This window comes from Peribacillus simplex, from assembly GCF_001578185.1.
Classification (GTDB): Bacteria; Bacillota; Bacilli; order Bacillales; family DSM-1321; genus Peribacillus; species Peribacillus simplex_A.
This window is the reverse complement of sequence record NZ_CP011008.1, coordinates 523,721-545,435: the sequence shown is the minus strand read 5'-3', so window position 1 is coordinate 545,435 and position 21,715 is coordinate 523,721. Positions and strand designations below refer to the sequence as shown.

The 21,715-nt window shown below is 41.2% G+C and carries 20 protein-coding genes; 11 read left to right on the top strand and 9 right to left on the bottom strand.

Features of this window, described 5'->3' with window-relative positions; translation table 11 throughout:
* Positions 1–219: 219 nt before the first annotated feature.
* Together UP17_RS02585 and UP17_RS02580 are read right to left on the bottom strand one after the other, a co-directional pair.
* Complete coding sequence (locus UP17_RS02585; protein WP_061465947.1) at positions 220–1,653, bottom strand: aldehyde dehydrogenase family protein; 1,434 nt, start codon at positions 1,651–1,653, stop codon at positions 220–222.
* Positions 1,654–1,671: 18 nt separating this feature from the next.
* Complete coding sequence (locus UP17_RS02580; RefSeq protein WP_061461455.1) at positions 1,672–2,997, bottom strand: aminotransferase family protein; 1,326 nt, start codon at positions 2,995–2,997, stop codon at positions 1,672–1,674.
* A gap of 437 nt (positions 2,998–3,434) precedes the next feature.
* Between UP17_RS02580 and UP17_RS29410 the strand changes: the two genes are divergently transcribed.
* Positions 3,435–3,554 carry an RNA polymerase factor sigma-54 gene (locus UP17_RS29410; RefSeq protein ID WP_349817598.1) on the top strand — a complete coding sequence of 40 codons (120 nt, stop codon included), beginning with the start codon at positions 3,435–3,437 and terminating at the stop codon, positions 3,552–3,554.
* Positions 3,555–4,110: 556 nt separating this feature from the next.
* Here UP17_RS29410 and bluB read toward each other — a convergent pair.
* Positions 4,111–4,752, bottom strand: a complete 642-nt coding sequence (gene bluB / locus UP17_RS02575) for a 5,6-dimethylbenzimidazole synthase (protein ID WP_061461453.1) — start codon at positions 4,750–4,752, stop codon at positions 4,111–4,113.
* Positions 4,753–4,859: 107 nt separating this feature from the next.
* On the bottom strand, positions 4,860–5,465 hold the full coding sequence (locus tag UP17_RS02570; RefSeq protein ID WP_061461450.1) for a uridine kinase family protein: 606 nt from the start codon (positions 5,463–5,465) through the stop codon (positions 4,860–4,862).
* Positions 5,466–5,561: 96 nt separating this feature from the next.
* Between UP17_RS02570 and UP17_RS02565 the strand changes: the two genes are divergently transcribed.
* Positions 5,562–6,245 carry an HAD hydrolase-like protein gene (locus tag UP17_RS02565; protein WP_061461449.1) on the top strand — a complete coding sequence of 228 codons (684 nt, stop codon included), beginning with the start codon at positions 5,562–5,564 and terminating at the stop codon, positions 6,243–6,245.
* Here the strand turns inward: UP17_RS02565 and dacB are convergent.
* Positions 6,225–7,715: a D-alanyl-D-alanine carboxypeptidase/D-alanyl-D-alanine endopeptidase gene (gene dacB, locus UP17_RS02560; RefSeq protein WP_061461447.1), complete on the bottom strand. Its 1,491-nt coding sequence runs from the start codon at positions 7,713–7,715 to the stop codon at positions 6,225–6,227. The genes UP17_RS02565 and dacB overlap by 21 nt on opposite strands.
* A 246-nt stretch (positions 7,716–7,961) precedes the next feature.
* Here dacB and UP17_RS02555 point away from each other — a divergent pair, with 246 nt between their 5' ends.
* The 4 genes from UP17_RS02555 (at position 7,962) to UP17_RS02540 (ending at position 10,657) form a co-directional block, all read left to right on the top strand.
* On the top strand, positions 7,962–8,456 hold the full coding sequence (locus UP17_RS02555) for a PH domain-containing protein (protein ID WP_061461445.1): 495 nt from the start codon (positions 7,962–7,964) through the stop codon (positions 8,454–8,456).
* Positions 8,457–8,458: 2 nt separating this feature from the next.
* A complete protein-coding gene (locus UP17_RS02550) occupies positions 8,459–9,925 on the top strand; it encodes a PH domain-containing protein (protein ID WP_061461443.1) in 1,467 nt (488 codons plus the stop codon).
* Positions 9,926–10,142: 217 nt separating this feature from the next.
* Positions 10,143–10,418 carry a hypothetical protein gene (locus tag UP17_RS02545; RefSeq protein WP_061461442.1) on the top strand — a complete coding sequence of 92 codons (276 nt, stop codon included), beginning with the start codon at positions 10,143–10,145 and terminating at the stop codon, positions 10,416–10,418.
* A gap of 5 nt (positions 10,419–10,423) precedes the next feature.
* Positions 10,424–10,657, top strand: coding sequence for a methyl-accepting chemotaxis protein (locus UP17_RS02540; protein ID WP_155727182.1), 234 nt, complete (start codon positions 10,424–10,426; stop codon positions 10,655–10,657).
* A 28-nt stretch (positions 10,658–10,685) separates the two neighbouring features.
* On the opposite strand, the gene UP17_RS02535 is transcribed toward UP17_RS02540, so the two are convergent.
* On the bottom strand, positions 10,686–11,192 hold the full coding sequence (locus UP17_RS02535; RefSeq protein ID WP_061461438.1) for a YflT domain-containing protein: 507 nt from the start codon (positions 11,190–11,192) through the stop codon (positions 10,686–10,688).
* Between the two features lie 163 nt (positions 11,193–11,355).
* Here UP17_RS02535 and UP17_RS02530 point away from each other — a divergent pair, with 163 nt between their 5' ends.
* The 5 genes from UP17_RS02530 to UP17_RS02510 all read left to right on the top strand — a co-directional run bounded on the left by UP17_RS02530 (position 11,356) and on the right by UP17_RS02510 (position 17,568).
* A complete protein-coding gene (locus tag UP17_RS02530) occupies positions 11,356–12,420 on the top strand; it encodes a M20 family metallopeptidase (RefSeq protein ID WP_061461436.1) in 1,065 nt (354 codons plus the stop codon).
* Positions 12,421–12,817: 397 nt separating this feature from the next.
* Positions 12,818–13,378, top strand: a complete 561-nt coding sequence (locus tag UP17_RS02525; RefSeq protein WP_061461434.1) for a 3D domain-containing protein — start codon at positions 12,818–12,820, stop codon at positions 13,376–13,378.
* A gap of 146 nt (positions 13,379–13,524) precedes the next feature.
* Positions 13,525–14,445 (top strand): ketopantoate reductase family protein, encoded by a 921-nt coding sequence (locus UP17_RS02520; protein WP_349817585.1) that lies wholly within the window; start codon positions 13,525–13,527, stop codon positions 14,443–14,445.
* Positions 14,446–14,664: 219 nt separating this feature from the next.
* A complete protein-coding gene (locus tag UP17_RS02515) occupies positions 14,665–15,933 on the top strand; it encodes a dicarboxylate/amino acid:cation symporter (RefSeq protein ID WP_061461430.1) in 1,269 nt (422 codons plus the stop codon).
* Positions 15,934–16,149: 216 nt separating this feature from the next.
* On the top strand, positions 16,150–17,568 hold the full coding sequence (locus tag UP17_RS02510; RefSeq protein ID WP_061461428.1) for an NAD-dependent succinate-semialdehyde dehydrogenase: 1,419 nt from the start codon (positions 16,150–16,152) through the stop codon (positions 17,566–17,568).
* A 64-nt stretch (positions 17,569–17,632) separates the two neighbouring features.
* On the opposite strand, the gene UP17_RS02505 is transcribed toward UP17_RS02510, so the two are convergent.
* The 3 genes from UP17_RS02505 to UP17_RS02495 form a co-directional block, all read right to left on the bottom strand.
* Positions 17,633–18,739 (bottom strand): AI-2E family transporter, encoded by a 1,107-nt coding sequence (locus tag UP17_RS02505; RefSeq protein WP_061461426.1) that lies wholly within the window; start codon positions 18,737–18,739, stop codon positions 17,633–17,635.
* Between the two features lie 407 nt (positions 18,740–19,146).
* Entirely contained in the window at positions 19,147–20,673 is a 1,527-nt protein-coding gene (locus UP17_RS02500; protein ID WP_061461424.1) for a succinyl-CoA:acetate CoA-transferase ScpC, read from the bottom strand.
* Between the two features lie 131 nt (positions 20,674–20,804).
* Positions 20,805–21,455 carry a LytTR family DNA-binding domain-containing protein gene (locus UP17_RS02495; protein WP_061461422.1) on the bottom strand — a complete coding sequence of 217 codons (651 nt, stop codon included), beginning with the start codon at positions 21,453–21,455 and terminating at the stop codon, positions 20,805–20,807.
* Between the last annotated feature and the right edge of the window lie 260 nt (positions 21,456–21,715).

The following is a 21,715-nucleotide window of genomic DNA, read 5'->3' as shown; positions in this document are numbered from 1 at the left end:
TATATATAATATGAGCAAGATTCATGCCAGTTTGAAATAATAGGGAAATCACGTTTTCTTCCCCGTTCCCGTCAACCATTTAAATTCATCCGTGAATTACCTATTCATTTTTGCATACCACATGGGCAATCCTTCATCTCAATCTCTTTCAAGATTCCTAGAAAAATGAAACCCGCAGCTCAAAAAAAGAGATGAGCAGCTGCTCATCTCTTTTTTTGATTAATTTCGGTTAATAATGACCAGTTTCATTTCCGTCATTTCTTCAATTGCATATTTCAGCCCTTCGCGGCCCGTTCCGCTTTTTTTAACTCCGCCATATGGCATGTTGTCGACACGGTAAGTTGGGATATCATTAATGATAACACCGCCGACTTCCAATTTTTCTGCGGCAGAAAGAGCCAGATTGATATTTTCTGTGTAAATCCCGGCCTGCAATCCAAATTCGGAATCATTGACCAAATCAATCGCTTCCTCAACGGACGAAACCTTATTGATCAAAACAATGGGAGCGAAGACTTCCTGACATGATACCTTAAGCACTGCATCCACTTCCAGCAACACAGTTGGATGCAGGATATTCCCTTCAGATTTACCTCCTGCTGCAACGATCGCACCGTGTTGTCTAGCCTCACCGATCCAATCCAGGCTTCGCTGTACATCACCAGCGCTGATCAATGCCGAAATATCCACCGACGGGTCCAAAGAATCTCCTAGTTTCAAGCCATTCGTTGCTTCTATGAATTTTTTGACGAACTCATCATATACCTCTTCATGAACATATGCACGCTGTAAGGAAATACAGACCTGCCCTTGAAAAGCGAATGCTGCCGATACACAGCGTTGGATGATTTTATCGATATTGATCCCCTTATCAACGATTACAGCCGCATTCGAACCTAGTTCAAGACTCACTTTCTTTAATCCGGCCTTATTACGAATCCCGATTCCGACAGCAGGACTTCCAGTAAATGAAATGCTCTTCACCCGTGAATCGGTGACTAATCTATCACCAATAACCGAACCGCTTCCGGTAACTAAATTAAACGCACCTGCCGGCAAATCCGTTTCGGCTAATAGTTCAGCAAGAAATAGCGAAGATAGCGGTGTTTGGCTCGCAGGTTTCAGGACAAGTGTATTCCCGGCAGCAATGGCCGGGCCTACTTTATGGGCTACAAGGTTCATTGGAAAATTAAATGGGGTAATCGCACCCACAACGCCAAGAGGCTCACGGACTGTGTATCCTATCCTTCCTTCTCCGTCAGCTGTAGCATCCATCGTCAATGTTTCTCCATGAATCCTTTTTGCTTCCTCTGCTGCAAATTTATATGTGGCAATTGTCCGGGATACTTCAACCATTGCCGTTTTAATCGGTTTCGCTGCCTCTTTAGCAATAATTTCAGCTGCCTCATCTTGACGGCTTTCCAAAAGACTCGCGAGCTTTTCAAGTATGGCAGCGCGTTTATGACTAGGCAAAGCTGCCATTGTTTTTCTAGCTTGATAGGCTGATTCTATTGCCAACTCGACATCTTCAAGGCTTGCAGAAGGAATCTCCGCTAGAACTTCCCCGCTATAGGGAGACTTTAGTGTCGTGAACTTTTCAGCTTCTTGCCATTTACCATTAATGAATAATTTCTTTTTCAGCGTTTCCGTCATGACCATCCTTTTCACCTCTTATAATATTTCTTTTTCAACAGCAGTAAATGTCTCATCAAGGATTTCAATTATTCTTTCGACTTCCGATTTAGTAATAATTAAAGGTGGGGCGAATACGAGTGTATCTTGATCAAACGTAACAGACCGGCAAATCAAACCATTCTTCGCCGCTTCAGCAACCAGTCTTGGAGCAAGCTGTGTCTCAAAGCCTTCACCTGTTTGTTTGTCCTTTACGATGGAGATGCCTCCAATTAATCCAAGTGCCCTGACATCACCAACAATCGGGTGTTTGCTTTGAAGCTTCTTGAAGCCGGCAAGCAACTCTTCACCACGCTGTTTCGAGTTTTCTATCAAGTTTTCACGTTCAATTATTTCAATATTTTTCAAAGCAACCGCACAAGCCATAGGATGCCCGCTGTATGTGTAGCCGTGTAAAAGCGTACCTTTTGAAAGGGCAATGAAATCCTGATGCATCTTATCATTCAGGACGACACCGCCTAACTGTGCATATCCGCTCGTCACACCTTTTGCGAAGCACATCATATCAGGTACAACACCAAAATGTTCAATCCCAAAATAAGTCCCTGTTCTTCCGAAACCTGTAATGACTTCATCCGTCACCATTAAAATGCCGTATTCATTACAAATCTCCCTTACTTCCTTAAAATAGCCTTCAGGAGGAAGGTTCACGCCACCGGCCCCTTGAATCGGTTCAGCGATAAATGCCGCAATCGTTTCTGGTCCTTCCTGTTCTATGACCTTACGCAACTCTTCAATGGAAGAACCGTCCACATGGTAAAAATCCGGTGCGATTGAATTCGTGAAGTCCCGGAACGGCTTCAGGCCAGTCGCACTTGTAGCTCCCATTGCCACTCCATGATAGGATTTCGAGCGGGAAATGATTTTTTGACGATTAGGCTGCCCTTTCAAAAGCCAGTAATGACGAGCAAGTTTGATGGCCGTATCATTCGACTCTGATCCACCTGAAGTGAAGAAAACTGCATTCAAATCCCCAGGAGCGATGGAAGCGATTTTGGCCGCCAACCGGATTGCCGGCTCATTGCTGAAAGTGGCGAAACTTGAGGTGAAAGCTAGCTTCGCCATTTGTTCCTTCGCGACTTCAGCCATCTCTTCTTGTCCATGTCCAATATTCACATTCCAAAGTGAAGCCATGCCATCAATGACTGTCCTGCCCGTGACATCCGTAAGATATATTCCCTTCCCTTCCTTAAAGATGAAACTTGGACCATCTGCCTGCTGTTGCTCGATTGCCGTAGTCGGATGAATAAAATGCTTTTTGTCCAAATCGATTAATTCCTGAATACCCGTCTTCTCTTTAATCATGTAAAAAACACCCTTCTCATGTTATGGATTTTTTTCAAGCTAATTTATTTTTATATTTATATATATAGATATAGCAAGATGCATGCCAAATTATATGAGTCTTATATTAAAGGTATTCAAGGTACAACGATTCATAATCAAATCATCACGAGCAAGTATTGATTCATATATAAATCATTCGATTCGTATTCAAATCATTAATCACCCCATCCATTACATTAAGTGCTAAATGACAGGCATATTGTCGAGTTTCAACGGCGACGATGTTTACAACCCGAACGATTATTATTCCAGCAAAGCAGAAACACTGGAAAAACTAGAAGAAACGAGCATGCTAAGATCCTTGAAAGCTATCGAAAGGGAGATTCCCCAATGGGGGGCTTAAATGAATATGGATTTCTTGAATTGGATGTAAATTGGGCTGCCTCGCATTTTCCGTGTCCGTGGTAGAAATAGAAGATATGAATCAAGTATTGCAATTCCTTGGCCCCATTGGAGTTGGGGCTAAAGATCTGACTGATTGTTTACTCATTCAGCTGTGGGAGCTTAAGGATTAATGAATTGGCATATACGATCGATAAAAAGCACTAACCGGATTCAGCAGAAAAACCTACAAGAAAACCATGAAGATCTCGGTATACCTGAATCCTCCAAAAGGCGACTTTAAAATCAAAAAACTTACAACGTTAAAAGTGCAGCCAGTTTTTATTTTTAGTTTATCGGTGTTCACAAAGGCTTACCAGGATCCTCGGAAATTATTGAATACGTACATTCAATAAGACTCTTTCAGAATATGTATCTTCCGAAAGAGCCTTTTATATTTCCACTGCTTCTTTCATTTACAACCACTTCGTGATGGCTGCAGGTCCGTTGCCTTCCCCTCCAACGTAAATGTGTCAACAGGATTAATCTTTTTAATCGCCCATAATGAATGAGTGCCCTTCTGTTTTTTTCTCAGAAAACCATTTCCTCACAACAAAAACCCCTAATCCAGGGGCTTTATAACTTTGTTAAGATTAACTTTCCAATACCTGTGTAACTGATTTTCCCAAACCCTCCCCAGTTCACTCGAAGAGGATTCAGAATCCATGTCCTTCATTTATTATAAAAGTTTCATCTTTTACCCCATTTATCCTCGAAAATAAGTTCATCCATCGGCCTTCTTTTTTCCCAATTGGCAAGTTCAAGAATGGGTTTATCCGGATATTGATCCGTATAGCCAATTGACATGAGTGCAATGGGTTCTACATGCGGCGGAATCTCCAAAATGTCACGAATATCATTCTTCTTATAAAAGCTTACCCATCCCATTGCCAATCCTTCCGCACAGGCAGCCAGCCACATATTTTGAATTGCACAGGCCGTTGATAGGATATCCGTTTCCGGAATAGAGTTCCTCCCCAAAACATGGGAGCCGCCACGTGTCGGGTCACATGTTACACAAATGGTGTAGGGTGCTTCTTTTAACCCTTCCACTTTCAAACTAAGAAACTTATTTTCTTTACCCCCTTCATAATGAATAGCTAGTGCCCTTCTTTCTTTATCCGCTGCCCATGCCAAACTGTTCTTGGTTTCCTGAGATGAAATTACAATGAAACTCCAAGGCTGCATGAATCCTACAGACGGCGCATGATGTGCAGCATCCAAGATTCTGCGGAGTATATCCTTTGAAATGGGCTTGGGCAAAAAACTCCTGATATCCCTTCGGTTATAAATGGCTTTATATACGGCTGCTTGTTCTTCATTATTAAACATAATTTCCCCCCATGCTTCTGGCTTCCCAGAAATTTATCTAAAAATTCAATATGAATTTTACAGGTAAACACTTACAATTAAAAGTGACTTTCCAGATATCCCAGGATTCAGCTCATTCCGTCCACAACAAGATTCGCTCTTTCTTGCGGCCTTTGCGCGTCGACATATAGATCTTCGTGAACCATCCAATTATCCTCCCACATTTGACGCGCATCTTCACCATCCCGCTCGAGACCACGTTTCAAGCGCTGATCGCGGGGACATTCCACCCATATCGTGAAATCATGGGACCCTGCCAATTCTTTACGGATAGAATACGTCCCTTCAATAATGACAAGGCCTCCAGCAGGAACGATATGCCATTCGGCCATAGTGTCCGTTTCCCAATCATACCTTTGATACCTTGCATCATTCCCTACGGTAAGCGGTTTTAGGATTTGGTTAAAAACCCGTTCCCAATCACAATCCGCTCCAATCTGTTTTTGGGCTGGGGGCAACTGGATCCTTTTCGATGATGGCAAATAAAAATCATCCATATGAACGACTGCGCTACCTGGATACTTTGCATGGATAAGGGAAGCGAGTGTACTTTTTCCAGACCCGCCCCGACCATCGATGGCCATAATATATGGAGATCTTTTTTGGGAAATTTCGTGAATTTCAGCAATAAGATTTTTAATCGTATACTGTCCATTAAGTGTTGGAAAGTTCATAAGCATTCCTCCTATACTACTTATTTCTATTCGTCCTCCCTTATATTCCTTCCTTGTGGGGATAAAATGAAAAAAACTAAGAAGAAGGTGCTAGTAATGAACAGAATCCAATTTGCCGCCATTTTCGATATGGACGGCACCTTGTTTCAAACAAACAAGATATTAGGTTCTTCACTTGAAAGAACATTTGAGATACTTCGATCAGAAGGGAGCTGGACGGGGAATACCCCCCTTGCCAAGTATCAAGAGATAATGGGCGTGCCGCTGACAGTCGTATGGGAAACTCTATTACCTAAGCATCCCGATCATATTCGCCGACAGGCTGACCAACTTTTTTTAGATTGCTTGATTCAAGAAATCAAACAAGGGAATGGTCAGCTTTTCCCCCTCGTCATGGAGACCTTGTCAACGATCAAACAGCTTGGAATTTCCATTTTCATTGCTAGCAACGGTCTAGTAAAGTACCTGGAAGAAATCTGTTCTTATTTTGGGCTGCATGAATTCGTTACGGACATATATAGCGTGGAAAGGTCCTCGAAAGGCTCGAAGACCGAATTAGTGCAAATGTTGTTGAAAGACTATCGAATTGATAGCGCCATTGTGATTGGGGATCGGAAATCCGACATCGAGGCAGCAAAGAAAAATGGCTTATCGGCTGTAGGCTGCCAATTTGGATTTGCCGAAGAAAATGAATTGGCTGATGCTGATCTGTTCATCGCAGATTTTTCTGAACTTCAAGATTACCTTTCAAAATGGATACTAAAGTCCGCTCACCAATAGCTTTTCCTGTTCTGCAAGCATCACGGCTATCTTATCCTGGATTGCCGTAATGCCCTTTTCTTCCATGAAATTATTCACGATGATCGAAAATATGACTCTTTCCCCTCTTTTGGTCGTCACATAACCTGATAGAGAGCTCGTTCCTGAAATGGTCCCTGTTTTCGCACGAACGTTCCCAGCTGCATTTGTCCCTTTCATTCTCTTTCTAAGCGTACCGCCTACCATCCGCTTTTCATTTCCTGCAATCGGCAAAGCGTTCAAGTAAGCAGGAAACCACGTTTTCTCCTGTACGGCATATAGCAGTTTCGTTAATTCATTCGCTGGAATCATATTGACTTGGGATATGCCAGATCCATCACGCATCTTGATTGTTTGCATATTGAGACCCAAACCCTTCATTTGATTTCGAGCGACCTTCAAACCATCTTTCCAGCTTCCCTTCCCTGCTGCTTCTTTGCCCATTTCTTTCACCAAAACCTCAGCATGGCCGTTATTGCTCAATTTCATGAAAGGAATAAGCAGTTGTGAAAGTGGCATGGATTGATGAGTGGCGATCAAGTCCGCTCCTACAGGGGCTTTTCCTTTTTTCCTTTTTCCCAACACTTTAATTCCATGTTTCTTCATTGACTTTTCAAATAGGCTCAGGGCATATTCTGTGGGATCTTTCACTGAGATCCATTCTTCGGTCACCCCGGCATGCTCCGGAATGGTCCCGGTGATTGTAATGACATCTGTGCCATGAGACCGTTCGACTTCAATTTCCTGTTTGCCGTCTGCCGCTACTGTTTTCGTTTTGTTGATGATCTTCACGTAATCCGTTTCAGGCTTCAGCATCACCTTTGCCATTTTGCCAGCCTTTTCCCCGGGGGTTATCTCCACGATGATGGTACCGGTATCGTAGTCATCATTCGGGGAAGCGGTTAAAGCTGAAACAGCTGCTCCGTAATATTCCTGTTCATCGCTCCAGACCAAGTCTCGGGAATAACGGATATCATCATACCAAGAATCATCCCCTATAAGATCTCCATGAACGAGCTTAACTTGCTTGTGCTTCAGTGACGATGCCAGCTCATCAAAATCCTTTTCCAATAATGTTGGATCTCCTTTTCCCTTCAGATAAACATTCCCCTGCAGAACATGGCCAACCTGCACCCCTTTTATGTATAGTTCCGTTTGAAAAACATGATCTTCCCCTAATGTTTCCAGCGCAGCTGCTGCAGTCAAAAGCTTAAGGTTCGAAGCAGGCCGCAATCTTGTTTGCGACCCTCGTTCATAAATCATTACCCCCGATTCCGCTGATCGGATGGAAATTCCCGTTAACGCCCCTCCCAACTCTGGTGAATCATCCAGAATTTGTTGAATTTCCTGTCCTAGGTTTCCATCATCATTCGCAGCCTGCATCGATTCTCCATTAAAAAAACAAATCAAAAACAGGAAGAATATAAAACTCAACTTCCTTTTATATGTCAAACCTATCACTCCCACTCTAAAAACTCACCATTTCTATCTTGTCCATTCTACGGTCATTTAAAAAAGAAAATTTCCACATGATGGTCTCTATTTATACATACTCAAGAAAGGCAGGATTATTCGACCGCCATTCAATGGAATCCAATTGGCGATCCTTACTTCATGATTCATTTACATGTACGATTACAGGGAACTTTTTTGAATGATAATCCGTATAAGTATAAAGACATAGTAAGGAGTGAATATATGTATTCAAAGATACAGCCACCAACGAAGAAAATTTCCAAAGAATCCGTGAAGGTATGGCGGATGACCGAAGCCATTACCAATTTCATTACCCTCGCCGTCTTTTGCATCCTATTATATGTTGATGATTATTTCGCTTGGAAAGAATGGATTGGATGGATTTTATACGGACTTATCACATTATCTTTTTTCCATGCAATCTGGTCCATCTTCATTGAACCAATCTTGTTGCAAAAGTATTGGCGTTACGACGTGAACGAAGAATTCATTCAAACAAAACGCGGAGCCTGGAGTGAAACGCATGAACTCATTCCGATGACAAAGGTTCAGTCCGTCAAATTGAACCAAGGCCCGTTTTTGCGAAAATATAACCTTTATTCACTAAGTATCGGAACAATGGGGGACTCACATGACATACCTGCCATCCCCGAGAAAGAGGCGTATGAATTACGAGATAAAATTGCCCATTTCGCTAAAATTAAGGAAGTGGATTAACGATGGAAAAACATGCAAAACGATTACACCCTTTCAAAATCCCCTTCGAATTATGGAAATTGCTGAAAGGGAATGTGTTTTTCATAATCATGCTTTATGTCCTGAACTTCGGTTCTGAAAAGATGTATATGAAGGTACTCCAAATCGTTTTTTTAGTTTATCTGATTTGGAATGTCCTTTCTATCATCCTTAAATGGTATACGTATAAATATCAAATCAAAGAAGGAACCATTTATATTACCTCAGGGATCTTTTCGAAATCTTATCGAACGGTCCCGCTTCATAAGGTACAGAATGTTCAACAACGTACGACGGTATTCCATAAGATTTTCCGTTTAACCTCTTTAACATTCGAAACAGGGATGACTGGTGATCAGGGTACCTTACCTTTTGAGGTTATTTCCCGAAAAGAGGCCGAACGGCTTGAGGGGGAATATTCTTCAAAACAGGAACTTCAGGTTATCGAATTGGATAGCCCCGAAGAACGAAAAGCGGAGGATATGGAACCAATTGAAAAAACGATCCATTTCACGCCAACTAAACAGGATGTGCTGAAAGCTTCCTTTACATCACTCAGCTTTTTGGCTCTTATCCCAATTGTGGCTACGTTATATAATACACTCGATGATTTTATCAATTTGGAGAATGCCGAAGGGTTCTTTGCCAAGTTATTGGATACGTGGTGGATCATTACCATCGTTCTTGTCGGCCTCATATGTATAGCTGTTGCCTTCGGAATCATTTCCACATTCGTTAAATATGGAAAATATGAAATTTCATCCGATCACGATCGTATATATATCAAGAAAGGTCTACTGGATGAATCTGCTTTTTCCATTCAGAAAGAAAAAGTACAAGCTGTCGAAATCTCCCAATCAATCATTAAAAGGTTGCTAGGCTTGGCAGAAGTGAAACTGATCAGCGCAGGAAGTACGGGTGATGAAGAGCTAGAAACAAATACTCTCTATCCTTTTTTATCGATTGAAATGGCATATGGAATGGTAGAAGAGATTTTACCCGCTTACAAAGTGGAACGGTCAATGGAGTCGCTATCGAAGCAGGCCTTCAAAATCCGAATGCTGCGGCCCAGCTTTTTCTGGATTCTCACAACAGTGGCAATCTATTATTTCAAACCCTCCCTATGGTATATATCGCTGATTTTACTCGCCATCATTTATACATTGAGAATTCTAGATTACAAAAATAGCCGTTACTTGTTAAATGATGAGTTTATTCAGTTTAAGTCCGGAAGTTTGGAAACATCACTATTCATTACCAAAAGAAGCAAGGTCATTCAAATTGAGGTGGAACGTACGAAGTTGCAAAAGCTTTTCGGGCTTGCCTCAATCGAAACGATCAACCGCTCCAAGCCTGTGCACCATACAAAGCTCCAAGATGTATCCATTGAATATGCTGACGAGTTTTACACATGGTATACGGGCAGGACAAAAAATATCCAAGTCGAATAAGATTCAATGATTGGAAGAGTTGACTATAGCGGTCAGCTCTTTTTTTTCATCTATATTCCACTCCATGCCAACCGCAGAATACCTTATATTTATGTTGGAGATTCCGACAAAATTTATATTGGCAATTTTCCAACTTCAATCTTCAAAAAAGGGAAAACAGACCGAAATATCTATAGAAGCCAAAATTAATTAGAGGTATATAAGGAGGATTGTCCATATGAAAAGACTGAAGGACTGGTATTTTAATTCGCTAAAAAAACAAATATTGATTCCCTTTTTAGCTTTGATCATGATAAGCGGAATGGCCATCTCCTACATGAGCTATAAAAATAGTATCGATATGACGACCCAGGTACTTACCGGAACGACGGAAGAGCAAGTAAAATCAATGAACGATTCTTTCGAAATCTTCTTTCAAAAAACAGAGAATCAATTGTATAGGATCGGTAAGTATCCTATATCGCGGATACATTCAGCAATTTTGACGAAATAAAAAAGATGATGAACGAAATGGTATCCGAGGTCACACGAATGGCGAGTAATGCAGAACAATTAAACTCGATCAGCCAGGAAACTGCGGCAGGAACTGAAGAAGTATCTGCTTCCGTAGAACAAACGAATGCTTCCATGGAACAATTAAATGCCCTAGCTAGTGAATTGGATGCCCTATCCCAGGATATGCACAAGGAAATACGGAAATTTACATTCTATCAAAAAAAGGACGGGCCCTAACGGGATCCGTCCTTTTTTAACTTACAATTTAAAGAGGTCTTCTACTGTTCGTTAGCGTTTCATCGGTCTCTGTAATTCCTGAGTAGGAAGAGTTGGGTTTACTCGCATCCGAATCGACTAACACAAGCAGCTTGCCACCCTTAACATCCGCTTCATAACGATTCGCCTCTTCTTCAGGTATGCCCATACCGATTAATGTACCGGCCAATCCGCCAGTACTTGCACCTACAGCCGCTCCGGCTAATGTGGCAGCAAGCGGCCCTGCTGCAAGTACCGGTCCGATTCCCGGAATCGCCAGTGCACCCACACCTGCCAATAATCCGGCAGCACCGCCCAAAATTCCTCCGGTCGCCGCACCTGCTGCAAGTCCCTCTTCAACCTTTGTACCCGTTTCTTCATTCACTGTCTTTAATTCTTCTTTATCTTTCGCCACTACTGAAATATCTTCACGGTTATATCCTTGTGCCTGCAATGACTCAACAGCCTTAATGGCTTCTTCTCCAGTTTCATATACACCAATTATACGTTTATCCATATTTATCATCCTCCTTAAAGAATGTAAATTGTCGCTCCCCCTTTACATACCCCACAGGAAGAAAAGGTTAAACGTTTTTTAACAAGAAAATATTTTTGAGTTAACCCTTACTAAGAAAGGGTATATATACTAATAGTATGCATATTTTTAGGGGGTTTTCTTTTTGCTAATCGAGTTACTTAAGGATTTAGTATCTATTGATAGTTCATCGAAAGAAGGAGCCAACGAAGCAGTTGAATACTGTGCGAACTGGCTTAAAAAACAAGGAATTACCGTAAATGTGATCGTCAATAACGGTTATAAAATGCTTGTTAGCGAGATTGGCAGCGGAGATAAAACCGTAATTTGGAATGGCCATGTCGATGTTGTCAGCGGGACGCCTGATCAATTTTTCCCTGAAGTTCATGAAGGAAATTTATATGGACGCGGGGCAGCCGATATGAAAGCTGGGCTTGCAGGGATGATGTGTGCATTTACCGAACTGAAAGATAAGGGCCTAGGTTTGAAAATCCAGCTACAGATTGTATCAGATGAAGAAATTGGCGGGTTGAACTGTTCTGGATATTTAGCGAAACATGGTTACAGAGGGGACTTCGTAATATGCGCTGAACCGACACAATTGGGAATCGGTCTCCAGGCAAAGGGTGCACTTCGACTCGATATTGAAGTATCCGGCAAATCCGCACACGGAAGCCGACCATGGGAAGGCGTAAATGCAATCGAAAAGGCCTATGATCTCTATCAAAAAATAAAGGAACTTCCTTTCACCAGGGATCATACCCCTCTTTACTCTTCCCCTTCAATTAACCTAGCAAAAATAAAAGGTGGGGATGTCTACAATAAGGTACCGGATGCGTGTTTGCTCAGTCTTGATATCCGCTATCTTCCTACGCAAACAATGGAAGAGATCATTGCTCAGATCGAAAGTGTGACAGGAATGAATCTCCACCTTAATATGTACAGTAAACCTGTAAAAACAGAAGAGTCAGACCCATTCATTACACTGCTTCGCCCGATTATCGAAAAGAACACCCATCGAGATGCTGTCATTTTTGGACAACATGGCTCCGCAGATACCGTCTTTTTTGCGGCATATAATATACCGGCCATTGAATTCGGACCTAAAGGTGAGAACTGGCATGGAGATAGGGAATGCGTTAATCTTGAATCTGTGGCAGTATATCAAAAAATGCTAGTCGACTTCGCTTCTGAATTTTCTTTAACTTAATCCATTTGGATGTTAACATCCGGCATCATTAGATGTCGGATTTTTTCATTTCCTAAAAATCCTCTCTCACTAAAATATACAGCAGGTATTTGTCTATTATCGCGTTGTATTTTTACAAAATATACAGGACTTTAAAACTAAGTATCAATCAACCAATTTTTTTATAATTAAACAAAATATGCCATGGTATCAACATTATTAAACAAAAAAAACGCTCATACTGACATAATAAATGTACATTTCCATTTAATGGACAAGTCCTTTAGACCTAGTTTACATTACATTTATTTATCAACGGAAACGTTTTTGTAACACAATTACTATTCCACCGAAACATTATTGTCATATATACCTGTTATTCTAAGTCTACGATTTAAAACAAAGGAGACTATTCATTTTGAAAAAAATACTACTTCCACTATTCACTGCTTTCTTGCTGGTATTTAGTTTTTCCGGAGTTTCATCGGCTGCTACTACTACATACAAAGTTAAAAGCGGCGACACACTATGGGGTATCGCCAATAAACATAATATAACAGTCAATCAACTCAAAGGTTGGAACAACCTGAAAAAAGATAACATCCATCCAAATCAAGTTTTGAAGGTTAAGAAAACTTCGACCTCTGCTAAACCTAAAGCTAAAGCTAAAACAACATCATCCAAGAAATATAAAACGATCACCGTCAATGCGACAGCTTACACAGCGAACTGCAAAGGTTGCAGCGGTATTACAGCATCAGGTCTTAACTTAAAGAAAAACCCTAACGCAAAAGCAATCTCAGTCGATCCTAAGGTCATTCCGCTAGGAACTAAAGTTCATGTAGAAGGATACGGGGAGGCCATTGCTGCAGATAAAGGCGGCGCAATCAAAGGGAATAAAATTGACGTCTTCTACTCTTCTCATTCAAAAGCAATGAATTGGGGCAGAAAAACGGTTAAAGTAAAAGTCTATAAATAATGATAAGTGCCAGCCTGATATCTTTCAGGCTGGTCTTTTGTTTTTTCCACTTACACACTTTAAAACAGCTAGTTTACCCTTAAATGATAAACATTTACCGAAAATTCAGTCAATGTTATGATTAGTACATCTTAACCAAAAGAGAGGTGTGCACTTTGAATATTGTCATTATAGGGGCCGGAGCACTCGGTTCTTACTTTGGAGGCAGATTGCAGCAGGCTGGTCAGCATGTTCAATACCTTGTCCGAAAAAAACGTGCCGAACAATTGAAAGAAAACGGCATCAGCATATCAAGCCCACATGGAAACTATCAATTTAACGACCTGCATATCACAGAAAATGTAATTGATATAGACAAGGTTGACCTTGTGGTTCTCGCCGTAAAAGGCCAGCATCTGCAAGGTACCCTCACAGATTTAAAGGTCCTTGTTGAAAAGGGCGCAAAGGTCCTTCCGCTTTTGAATGGATTGGAGCATATATCCATTTTACAGGAAGAACTGGGCGATGAAGCCGTCATGGGAGGAAGTGCCTTCATCATTGCCACCCTTGATGAAAAAGGTCATGTCATTCACTCCAATGATAATCACGATTTAATCTATGGCCCGCTTCACCCTTCACAGAAAAAGATTTGTGATGAATTTGAACAGGCGGTCGGAACAGCTATCATGGAGGTTAGCAGGACGGAAAACATATTAATCAGGATGTGGATCAAATACATGTTCATCACCGCTTTCTCGGGTGTAACAACCGCCTCCAACCTCCCTATCGGCACGATACGGAGATTCCCGGAAACCAATGGATTGCTGGAAAATGTCCTAGTTGAAATGAAGGAACTTGCAAACGCTTATGACGTTGGGATTACCAGGCAGAATATTGCTCAGGCTTTGAAAAACATGGCAGGTTTACCGGATGAATCAACCTCTTCCATGCATCAGGACCGAAGGAAGGGCCAAACCCTCGAAGTAGAACATTTACAGGGCGGCGCACTGCGTCTTGCTGACAAGGCTGGTTTGAAACTTCCTGTGATTGGAGCCCTTTATGCACTCATAAAACCATTTGAAAATTGATTTTCCTCAATACCGGAGCTCCGCCGGTATTTTTTTATGCTGCTTAGGTATACATGAGACCTAAATCACTATCATTTCCTCCTCTACCCATCATTTGAAATCCACAAGACCAAAAAGACCAAAAAGAACAATATCACCAAAAGAATATTCTGATTCTTCATTCTGTTACACTATAGTCAAGTTAAGAAAGCGCTATCATATAGCAAAGGAGAATGTACCTTGAAAATATTAAAAAATCTAACAGTTCAGGTCATCATCGGTATCATTTTGGGTATAACAGTCGGTATCTTCTTCCCTGCTTTTGGTGAACAGCTGAAGATATTAGCTGATTTATTTATTAAAATGATTAAAATGGTCATTGCACCAATCATCTTCCTAACCGTCGTAATCGGGATTGGCGGTATGGGCGATATGAAAAAGGTGGGCCGCATCGGCGGAAAGGCCCTGCTCTATTTTGAAATCGTTACCACCTTCGCCCTTGCTATCGGAATTATCGTAGTTAATATGTTAGGACCTGGTAAAGGTTTCAACATCGATTCAGTCGAAGGCGGCGATGTATCACAATATACAACAGCCGCTTCCGAAACGGAACATGGCGCAATGGCCTTCATTTCTAACATCATCCCTGATAATGCTGTTGCTGCAATGGCTGGCGGGGACTTACTCCCTATTTTATTCTTTGCCGTATTATTCGGATTATCAATGGCGGCGATGGGACCAAAAGTACAACCTGTCGTCTCCTTCCTTCAACATATTGCTGATATTTTCTTCGGCATAGTCAGTATGATCATGAAAGTATCTCCATTGGCGGCTTTTGGGGCAATGGCTTACACAATCGGTAAGTTCGGTCTTAGTTCACTAAGTTCCTTAGGACAATTAATGGGTAGCGTATATATCACCATGGCACTATTCATCATTCTTATCCTTGGTTCGATCGCAAAAATCTACGGCTTTAATATTTTCAAGTTCATTGCCTATTTAAAAGAAGAGATCCTCTTAGTTTTAGGTACATCTTCGTCGGAATCCGCCCTCCCAAGCGTGATGAAAAAACTCGAAAAATACGGTTGTTCAAAATCCGTAGTCGGTTTAGTTGTCCCAACTGGTTACTCTTTTAACCTTGATGGCACATCCATTTACTTATCCATGGCAGCGATTTTCATCGCCCAAGCCTATGGTATCGATTTAAGCATCTGGCAGGAATTAACCCTTCTGGGAATCTTGATGTTAACGTCCAAAGGAGCTGCTGGTGTAACGGGATCCGGTTTCATTACACTTGCTGCAACATTAGCTGCCTTCCCAATGATTCCGGTTGAAGGAATGGCACTACTTCTTGGAGTCGACCGCTTCATGTCTGAAGCACGCGCAATCACTAATCTAATCGGTAACAGTGTTGCTACTGTGGTCATTTCTAAATCCGAAGGTGAATTCAATCCAAATCAAGCCATCTCAGGTGATATGGGTGAAGTGGCCGTCTCATCGGAAAAATAATCGAAACCATGAATGTAGAGGTGTGCAACTTGCACCTCTTTTTTATGTCTTCCTCCTCCACCTTCTACAAGGAATAGTCGAGTTTCAAAAAAATAGCCAATCAAATAAATTTCAGTATCATCGGAAAGTGTTTATACTTTTATGTAACAGGTAAAGGTATAAAGTTAAAAGTTTTTTAGTAGTTTGATGGATTTAACCAAAATAGGAGGTTTTATCATGAAGGATTACGGATTATTTATTAACGGTGAGTGGTCGGATTTTGGGTTGGATAAAATGGAAGTGAAAAACCCGGCAACGGATGAAATAGTTGCCACCGTTCCTAAAGGCGGTGCGACTGAAGCAGCGAAGGCTGCAGATGCCGCTTATGATGCCTTTACGGATTGGTCAGCACTCTCAGTCTACGAACGTGCAGAACTAATTTGGAAATGGCATCGATTGATTGATGATAATAAAGAAGAACTTGCCAAAATCATGACTGAGGAGCAAGGCAAGCCCTTTAAAGAGGCTCTTGGCGAAATGACATATGCAAATGGCTTTTTATCTTGGTTTGCCGAAGAAGGGAAACGGGTCTACGGCGAAACGATTCCTGCTTCCGTGTCCAATAAGCGGCTTTTCGTGACTAAACAGCCTGTAGGAGTTGTAGCTGTCATTACGCCTTGGAACTTTCCAGCAGCCATGATTACAAGAAAAGTGGCACCAGCCCTTGCCGTCGGCTGCACAGTCGTCATTAAACCAGCAAACCTGACTCCCATAACAGCTTTAAAAATGGCTGAGTTAGCGGAAGAAGCTGGGATTCCAAAAGGAGTCATCAATGTCGTGACAGGAAAATCATCAGAAATCGGTGAAACTTGGCTTCAAGATAAAAGGGTCCGTAAGTTGACGTTCACCGGGTCTACAGAAGTCGGTAAAACCTTAATGAGGGGCTCAGCCGACACAGTAAAGAAAATCTCGCTTGAACTTGGAGGTCACGCCCCCGCGATCGTTCTTGAAGATGCCGACCTTAATAAAGCGGTTGATGGCATCATCAGTTCAAAATTCCGTAACGCTGGACAAACATGCGTCTGTTCAAATCGCATTTATGTCCACGAAGCCATTCAGGAAGCCTTTATCGAAAAGCTCGTTGCCAGGGTCAAAGAACTAAAAGTAGGAAACGGATTGGAAGATGGCGTCGATATCGGTCCGCTTATCGATCAAAATGCAGTGGATAAGGTTCAAAAACAAATTGATGAAGCAATCAGCAGCGGAGCTAAGCTCGAAGCTGGCGGAAAATCAATCGGCGGCCTTTTTCTTCAACCAACCGTACTGTCCAACATTGATGACAGCATGCTTTGCATGAAGGAAGAGACATTCGGTCCACTAGCTCCAATTGCATCCTTCAAGACCGATGAAGAGGCAATCAAAAGGGCAAATGACTCCATCTTCGGTTTGGCAGCTTACGTATTCACTGAAAATATCACCAAAGGCATCAAATTCACCGAGGCACTTGAATTCGGTATTGTAGGATTGAACGACGGACTTCCTTCCGTTCCACAAGCTCCATTTGGCGGATTCAAGCAAAGTGGGCTCGGCCGCGAAGGTGGACACCAAGGCATCGAAGAATACCTTGAAGTAAAATATATTTCGTTAGGTTTGTAATTAATAAGCTTTCGTTCCTTCACTAAGAAAACGGGGCCGACTCAAATGAGTCGGACCCGTTTTTTCATTCCAATATATCCTCTTCAAGCTTTTCCTCTTTCCTGATCCTGATGAATTTTACGATATTCAATACAATCGTTTTAACAACGGAATAAGTAGGAACAGCCAAAATCATACCGATGATACCGGCAATATTTCCGGCGACGAGCAATAGGATGATGATGGTAAGCGGATGTGTGTTCAATTTTTTCCCGATCACTAACGGTGAAATGAAATTACCATCCAGTTGCTGGATGACCGTTACAACAAGAATGACCAATAACGCTTCGGCCGGTGAATGAATCAATGCCACTATGACCGCAGGAGCCACTCCGATAAACGGACCTACATATGGAATGATATTAGTTACTGCACCAATCAGCGCAAATAAGAACGCGTAAGGCAAACCAATGATTAAATACCCAATGAACGTTCCAATCCCAACAAACAAGCAAACAAGCATCTGTCCTTGTATGTATGTAGTAAGCGTCCCGCCAGTTTCCTGAAGTACTGTTAAAGCTGGTTTTCTATAGCGAACCGGTACGAACTTCATGATGGAGCTTGGAAGCTTATCCCCATCCTTCAACATATAAAATAAGATGAAAGGAACCGTTACGACCACTAATGTTATATTCGTCACTACGCTGAAAACAGAAGATAAACTGTTCGTTATATTACTCGGTAAATTCGTCAAATATTTTTGAAGCGAATCTCCTACTTCTTGCAAAGGGACATAATCTTGTTCCACCGTCCACAAAAACCATTTTGACTCTGCTGAATCTTCAATGAACTTCCTAACTTGATTGAAATAATCCGGAAGGTTATTGATTAAATCCGTAACCTGTTTGGAAAGTGATGGGCCAACCAGACCGACCAACAAACTAACCAATCCTAGGAAAAATACATAAAGCAATACTATGGCCAATCCCCTTGGCACTCTTCTTTTAACCAGGAAATCAACAGTGGGGTTGAACAAAAAGTAGAGAAAACCTGAAATCAAGATGGGAAAGAACAATGTAGATGTAAAAATAACTATTGGTTCGAAAAGAAAAGAAATCTTTGTACCAACATAAAAAAGTAAAGACAATAGTAATAACTCTAACGTCCAAAAATGCAGTTTTGTCTTGAACAAATTATCTCCTCCACTATTACCATTCTATTTAACTCCCCTAAGGAAACAACATCATAAATTCGGAAAATCCTATGATGATAATCTTTCATTGTTAGCAGTTTACCATATTTCCATAACTTGAATGAATAATTATATACAAAAATAAAAGAAAAAATCATAATGACGCCATTCCCTACCTTTTTGATGGTTAAGCTTCATTTTACACTTTAAATCCGTTATAAGTTGAAGGAAAAAGAACTAATTGGAAACACCATACAAATTGCACAGGAGAAAAATCTATTTGCCTTTCAATATTCCATTGGAGTTGACGAAAGATTCATTGGTTTCCACAAATTTCATAAAGTGGATAAGTAACAAGGGCGAATCCAAATAAAAAAAAACCCGCTTTAATGGCGGGGGTTTGACTCTTATTTTTGATCTTGAAGTACTGCTTCAAGCATCGTACCGTTTTTAGCTAGGTTTGTATGCCATGAGAATGCTTTTTCAAGAATATGTGGAGTTTGATGTCCTCCAGTTTGCGCAACAGCTTCAGTGAAGTATGCACGAAGCTGCGGACGGTAGTCAGGATGCGCACAGTTTTCGATGATTAACTCTACGCGCTCTTTTGGTGCCAACCCGCGTAAATCAGCGATCCCTTGCTCTGTCACTAATACATCCACATCATGTTCAGTGTGATCCACATGAGAAACGAAAGGAACGATACTGGAAATATTGCCGCCTTTTGCATATGATTTCGTTACGAAAATACCTAAGCGTGAGTTGCGGGCAAAATCTCCCGATCCACCAATTCCATTCATCATTCTTGTCCCAGAAACATGTGTTGAGTTTACATTACCGTAGATATCACACTCTAACGCTGTATTGATTGAAATCAAACCAAGACGGCGGATGATCTCAGGGTGGTTAGATATTTCTTGTGGACGAAGAACAAGTTTATCACGGTACTTCTCAAGTTCACCGTAAACCTGTTTTCCTTTTTCTTCAGCTAATGTAATCGAACAACCTGAAGCGAATTTAACTTTTCCAGCATCGATTAAATCGAATACCGCATCTTGCAGCACTTCTGAATACACTTCCAAATCTTTAAATTCAGAATCAAGGAAGCCCGCGAATACTGCATTTGCCACTGATCCTACACCTGATTGAAGCGGAGCCAGGCTTTCAGTTAAACGACCAGCCTTGATTTCTTCACGAAGGAAGTTAATAAGGTGGTTTGCGATGGTTGCAGTTTCTTCATCCGGCGGCACGATTGTAGAAGGTGCATCAAGATCTGTAGAAACGACGACCCCCATTACCTTTTCAGGGTCAACCTGAATACCGATCGAACCTAGACGATCGCTTACGCTAGTCATAGGAATCGGTTCGCGTTCCCCTTGTTTAGCTGGTGTATATATATCATGCAACCCTTCCAATCCTTCTGGATGGGATACGTTCAATTCAATGATTACATGTTTAGCTTCTTGAACGAATATGGCTGAGTTACCTACAGAAGTTGTCGGGATGATTAACCCTTCTTCTGTAATCGCCAGTGCTTCGATGATTGCAAAATCTATAGGTCCGACAATGCCTTGACGGACTTGTTCAGCTGTATGAGATAAATGCTGATCCACATATGTGACTTCATCAGCATTGATTTTATTACGAATGCCTTTGTCCGCTTGGAACGGTAAGCGTTTGTTAATGATACCAGCTTCCGCCATATGTTGGTCGACTTCAGGTCCTAAAGAAGCACCAGTATAAACATCAACTTTGAATTTTTCAGTTTTAGCTCTTTCAACCAGAGCCATTGGAATAACTTTAGCATCACCAGCACGGGTAAATCCACTCATACCGAGTTTCATCCCATCTTTAATCCATGAAGCTGCTTCTTCCGCTGTAACTACTTTCCCCTTAAATTGTTCGTTGCGAATTTTTTTGAAAACGCTTTCGTTCATACAAAAGACCCCCATTTTTCGCTTTTCTTACACTTAATTTTACCAAGCCAGTGTAATAGTTACATTCATTTCTGAATGAAAAGCCTTAAATGGAGCATAAACCAGCATTTATTTCACACAAAGGAGTAACACTAAAATCCTAAAGCCCTTCTGAATTGACTTGCATATGTTTGACTTACTTGGATTTTGGAATTGTCCTTCATTATTAGTAAAAATGTAGAATGAAAATCAGGAAGGATTTCCTGTATATAGTTAATATTGACGATGTACGAACGATGCACACGAATGAATAATTCACTAGGTAAAATGTATTCCAATTCACTTAAGTTCATTTTATGAAATCCACTCACACGTTCGGACTGAATTTTAGTTTTCCTATTTTGAGCTTCCAAATACATAATTTCATCATAAGGAAGCGGTATCCAGCGTTCATCTGTTTTAATGGTCAAGAATGATGTCGGTAAAATTAATGGCTTTGAAGGCAAAATGGCTGTTACCGCCCCTAAAGGATTGCCCTCGTCCATAATAGGTACACTCAGCCCATAGTAGGGTACGCCAAAAACATTACTTTCAACTTGCACCCCTATTTTTTTACGGACACTCAGAGCTTTATATGTCGCCGTGTTTTCACTAATTAAATCACCCGGTTTTATTCTTAGGTCAACTTGTTTGCTCGGTTGATAATAAATGTATTTTTTGGAATCAGCCACAGAAATTGAAGCATCCTTCGGAACAAACTCCCTGATGATATTTAAAACGGATTCGACCGTAAATTGATCCATTTCCCTTCACCTCTTAAAAGAACAAATTAATAATTTCCCCCATCATAAACAGGGCATTCGCGAATATTTTTTTTTGAGGACTTACATTTTTTCGAATTCACTTTTCGCAAATTAAAGAAAAAACGAATTAACTAAGCGAAAAGTATCAAAAAAGGCAAAAAAATTGGATTTAAATTTATGTCCTTTTATCTATTATAGTTGGAAAGCTCCTCGATTTCCATGGGGATGCATAAAAAAGCCGTTCTCCTTCATAAGGAAAC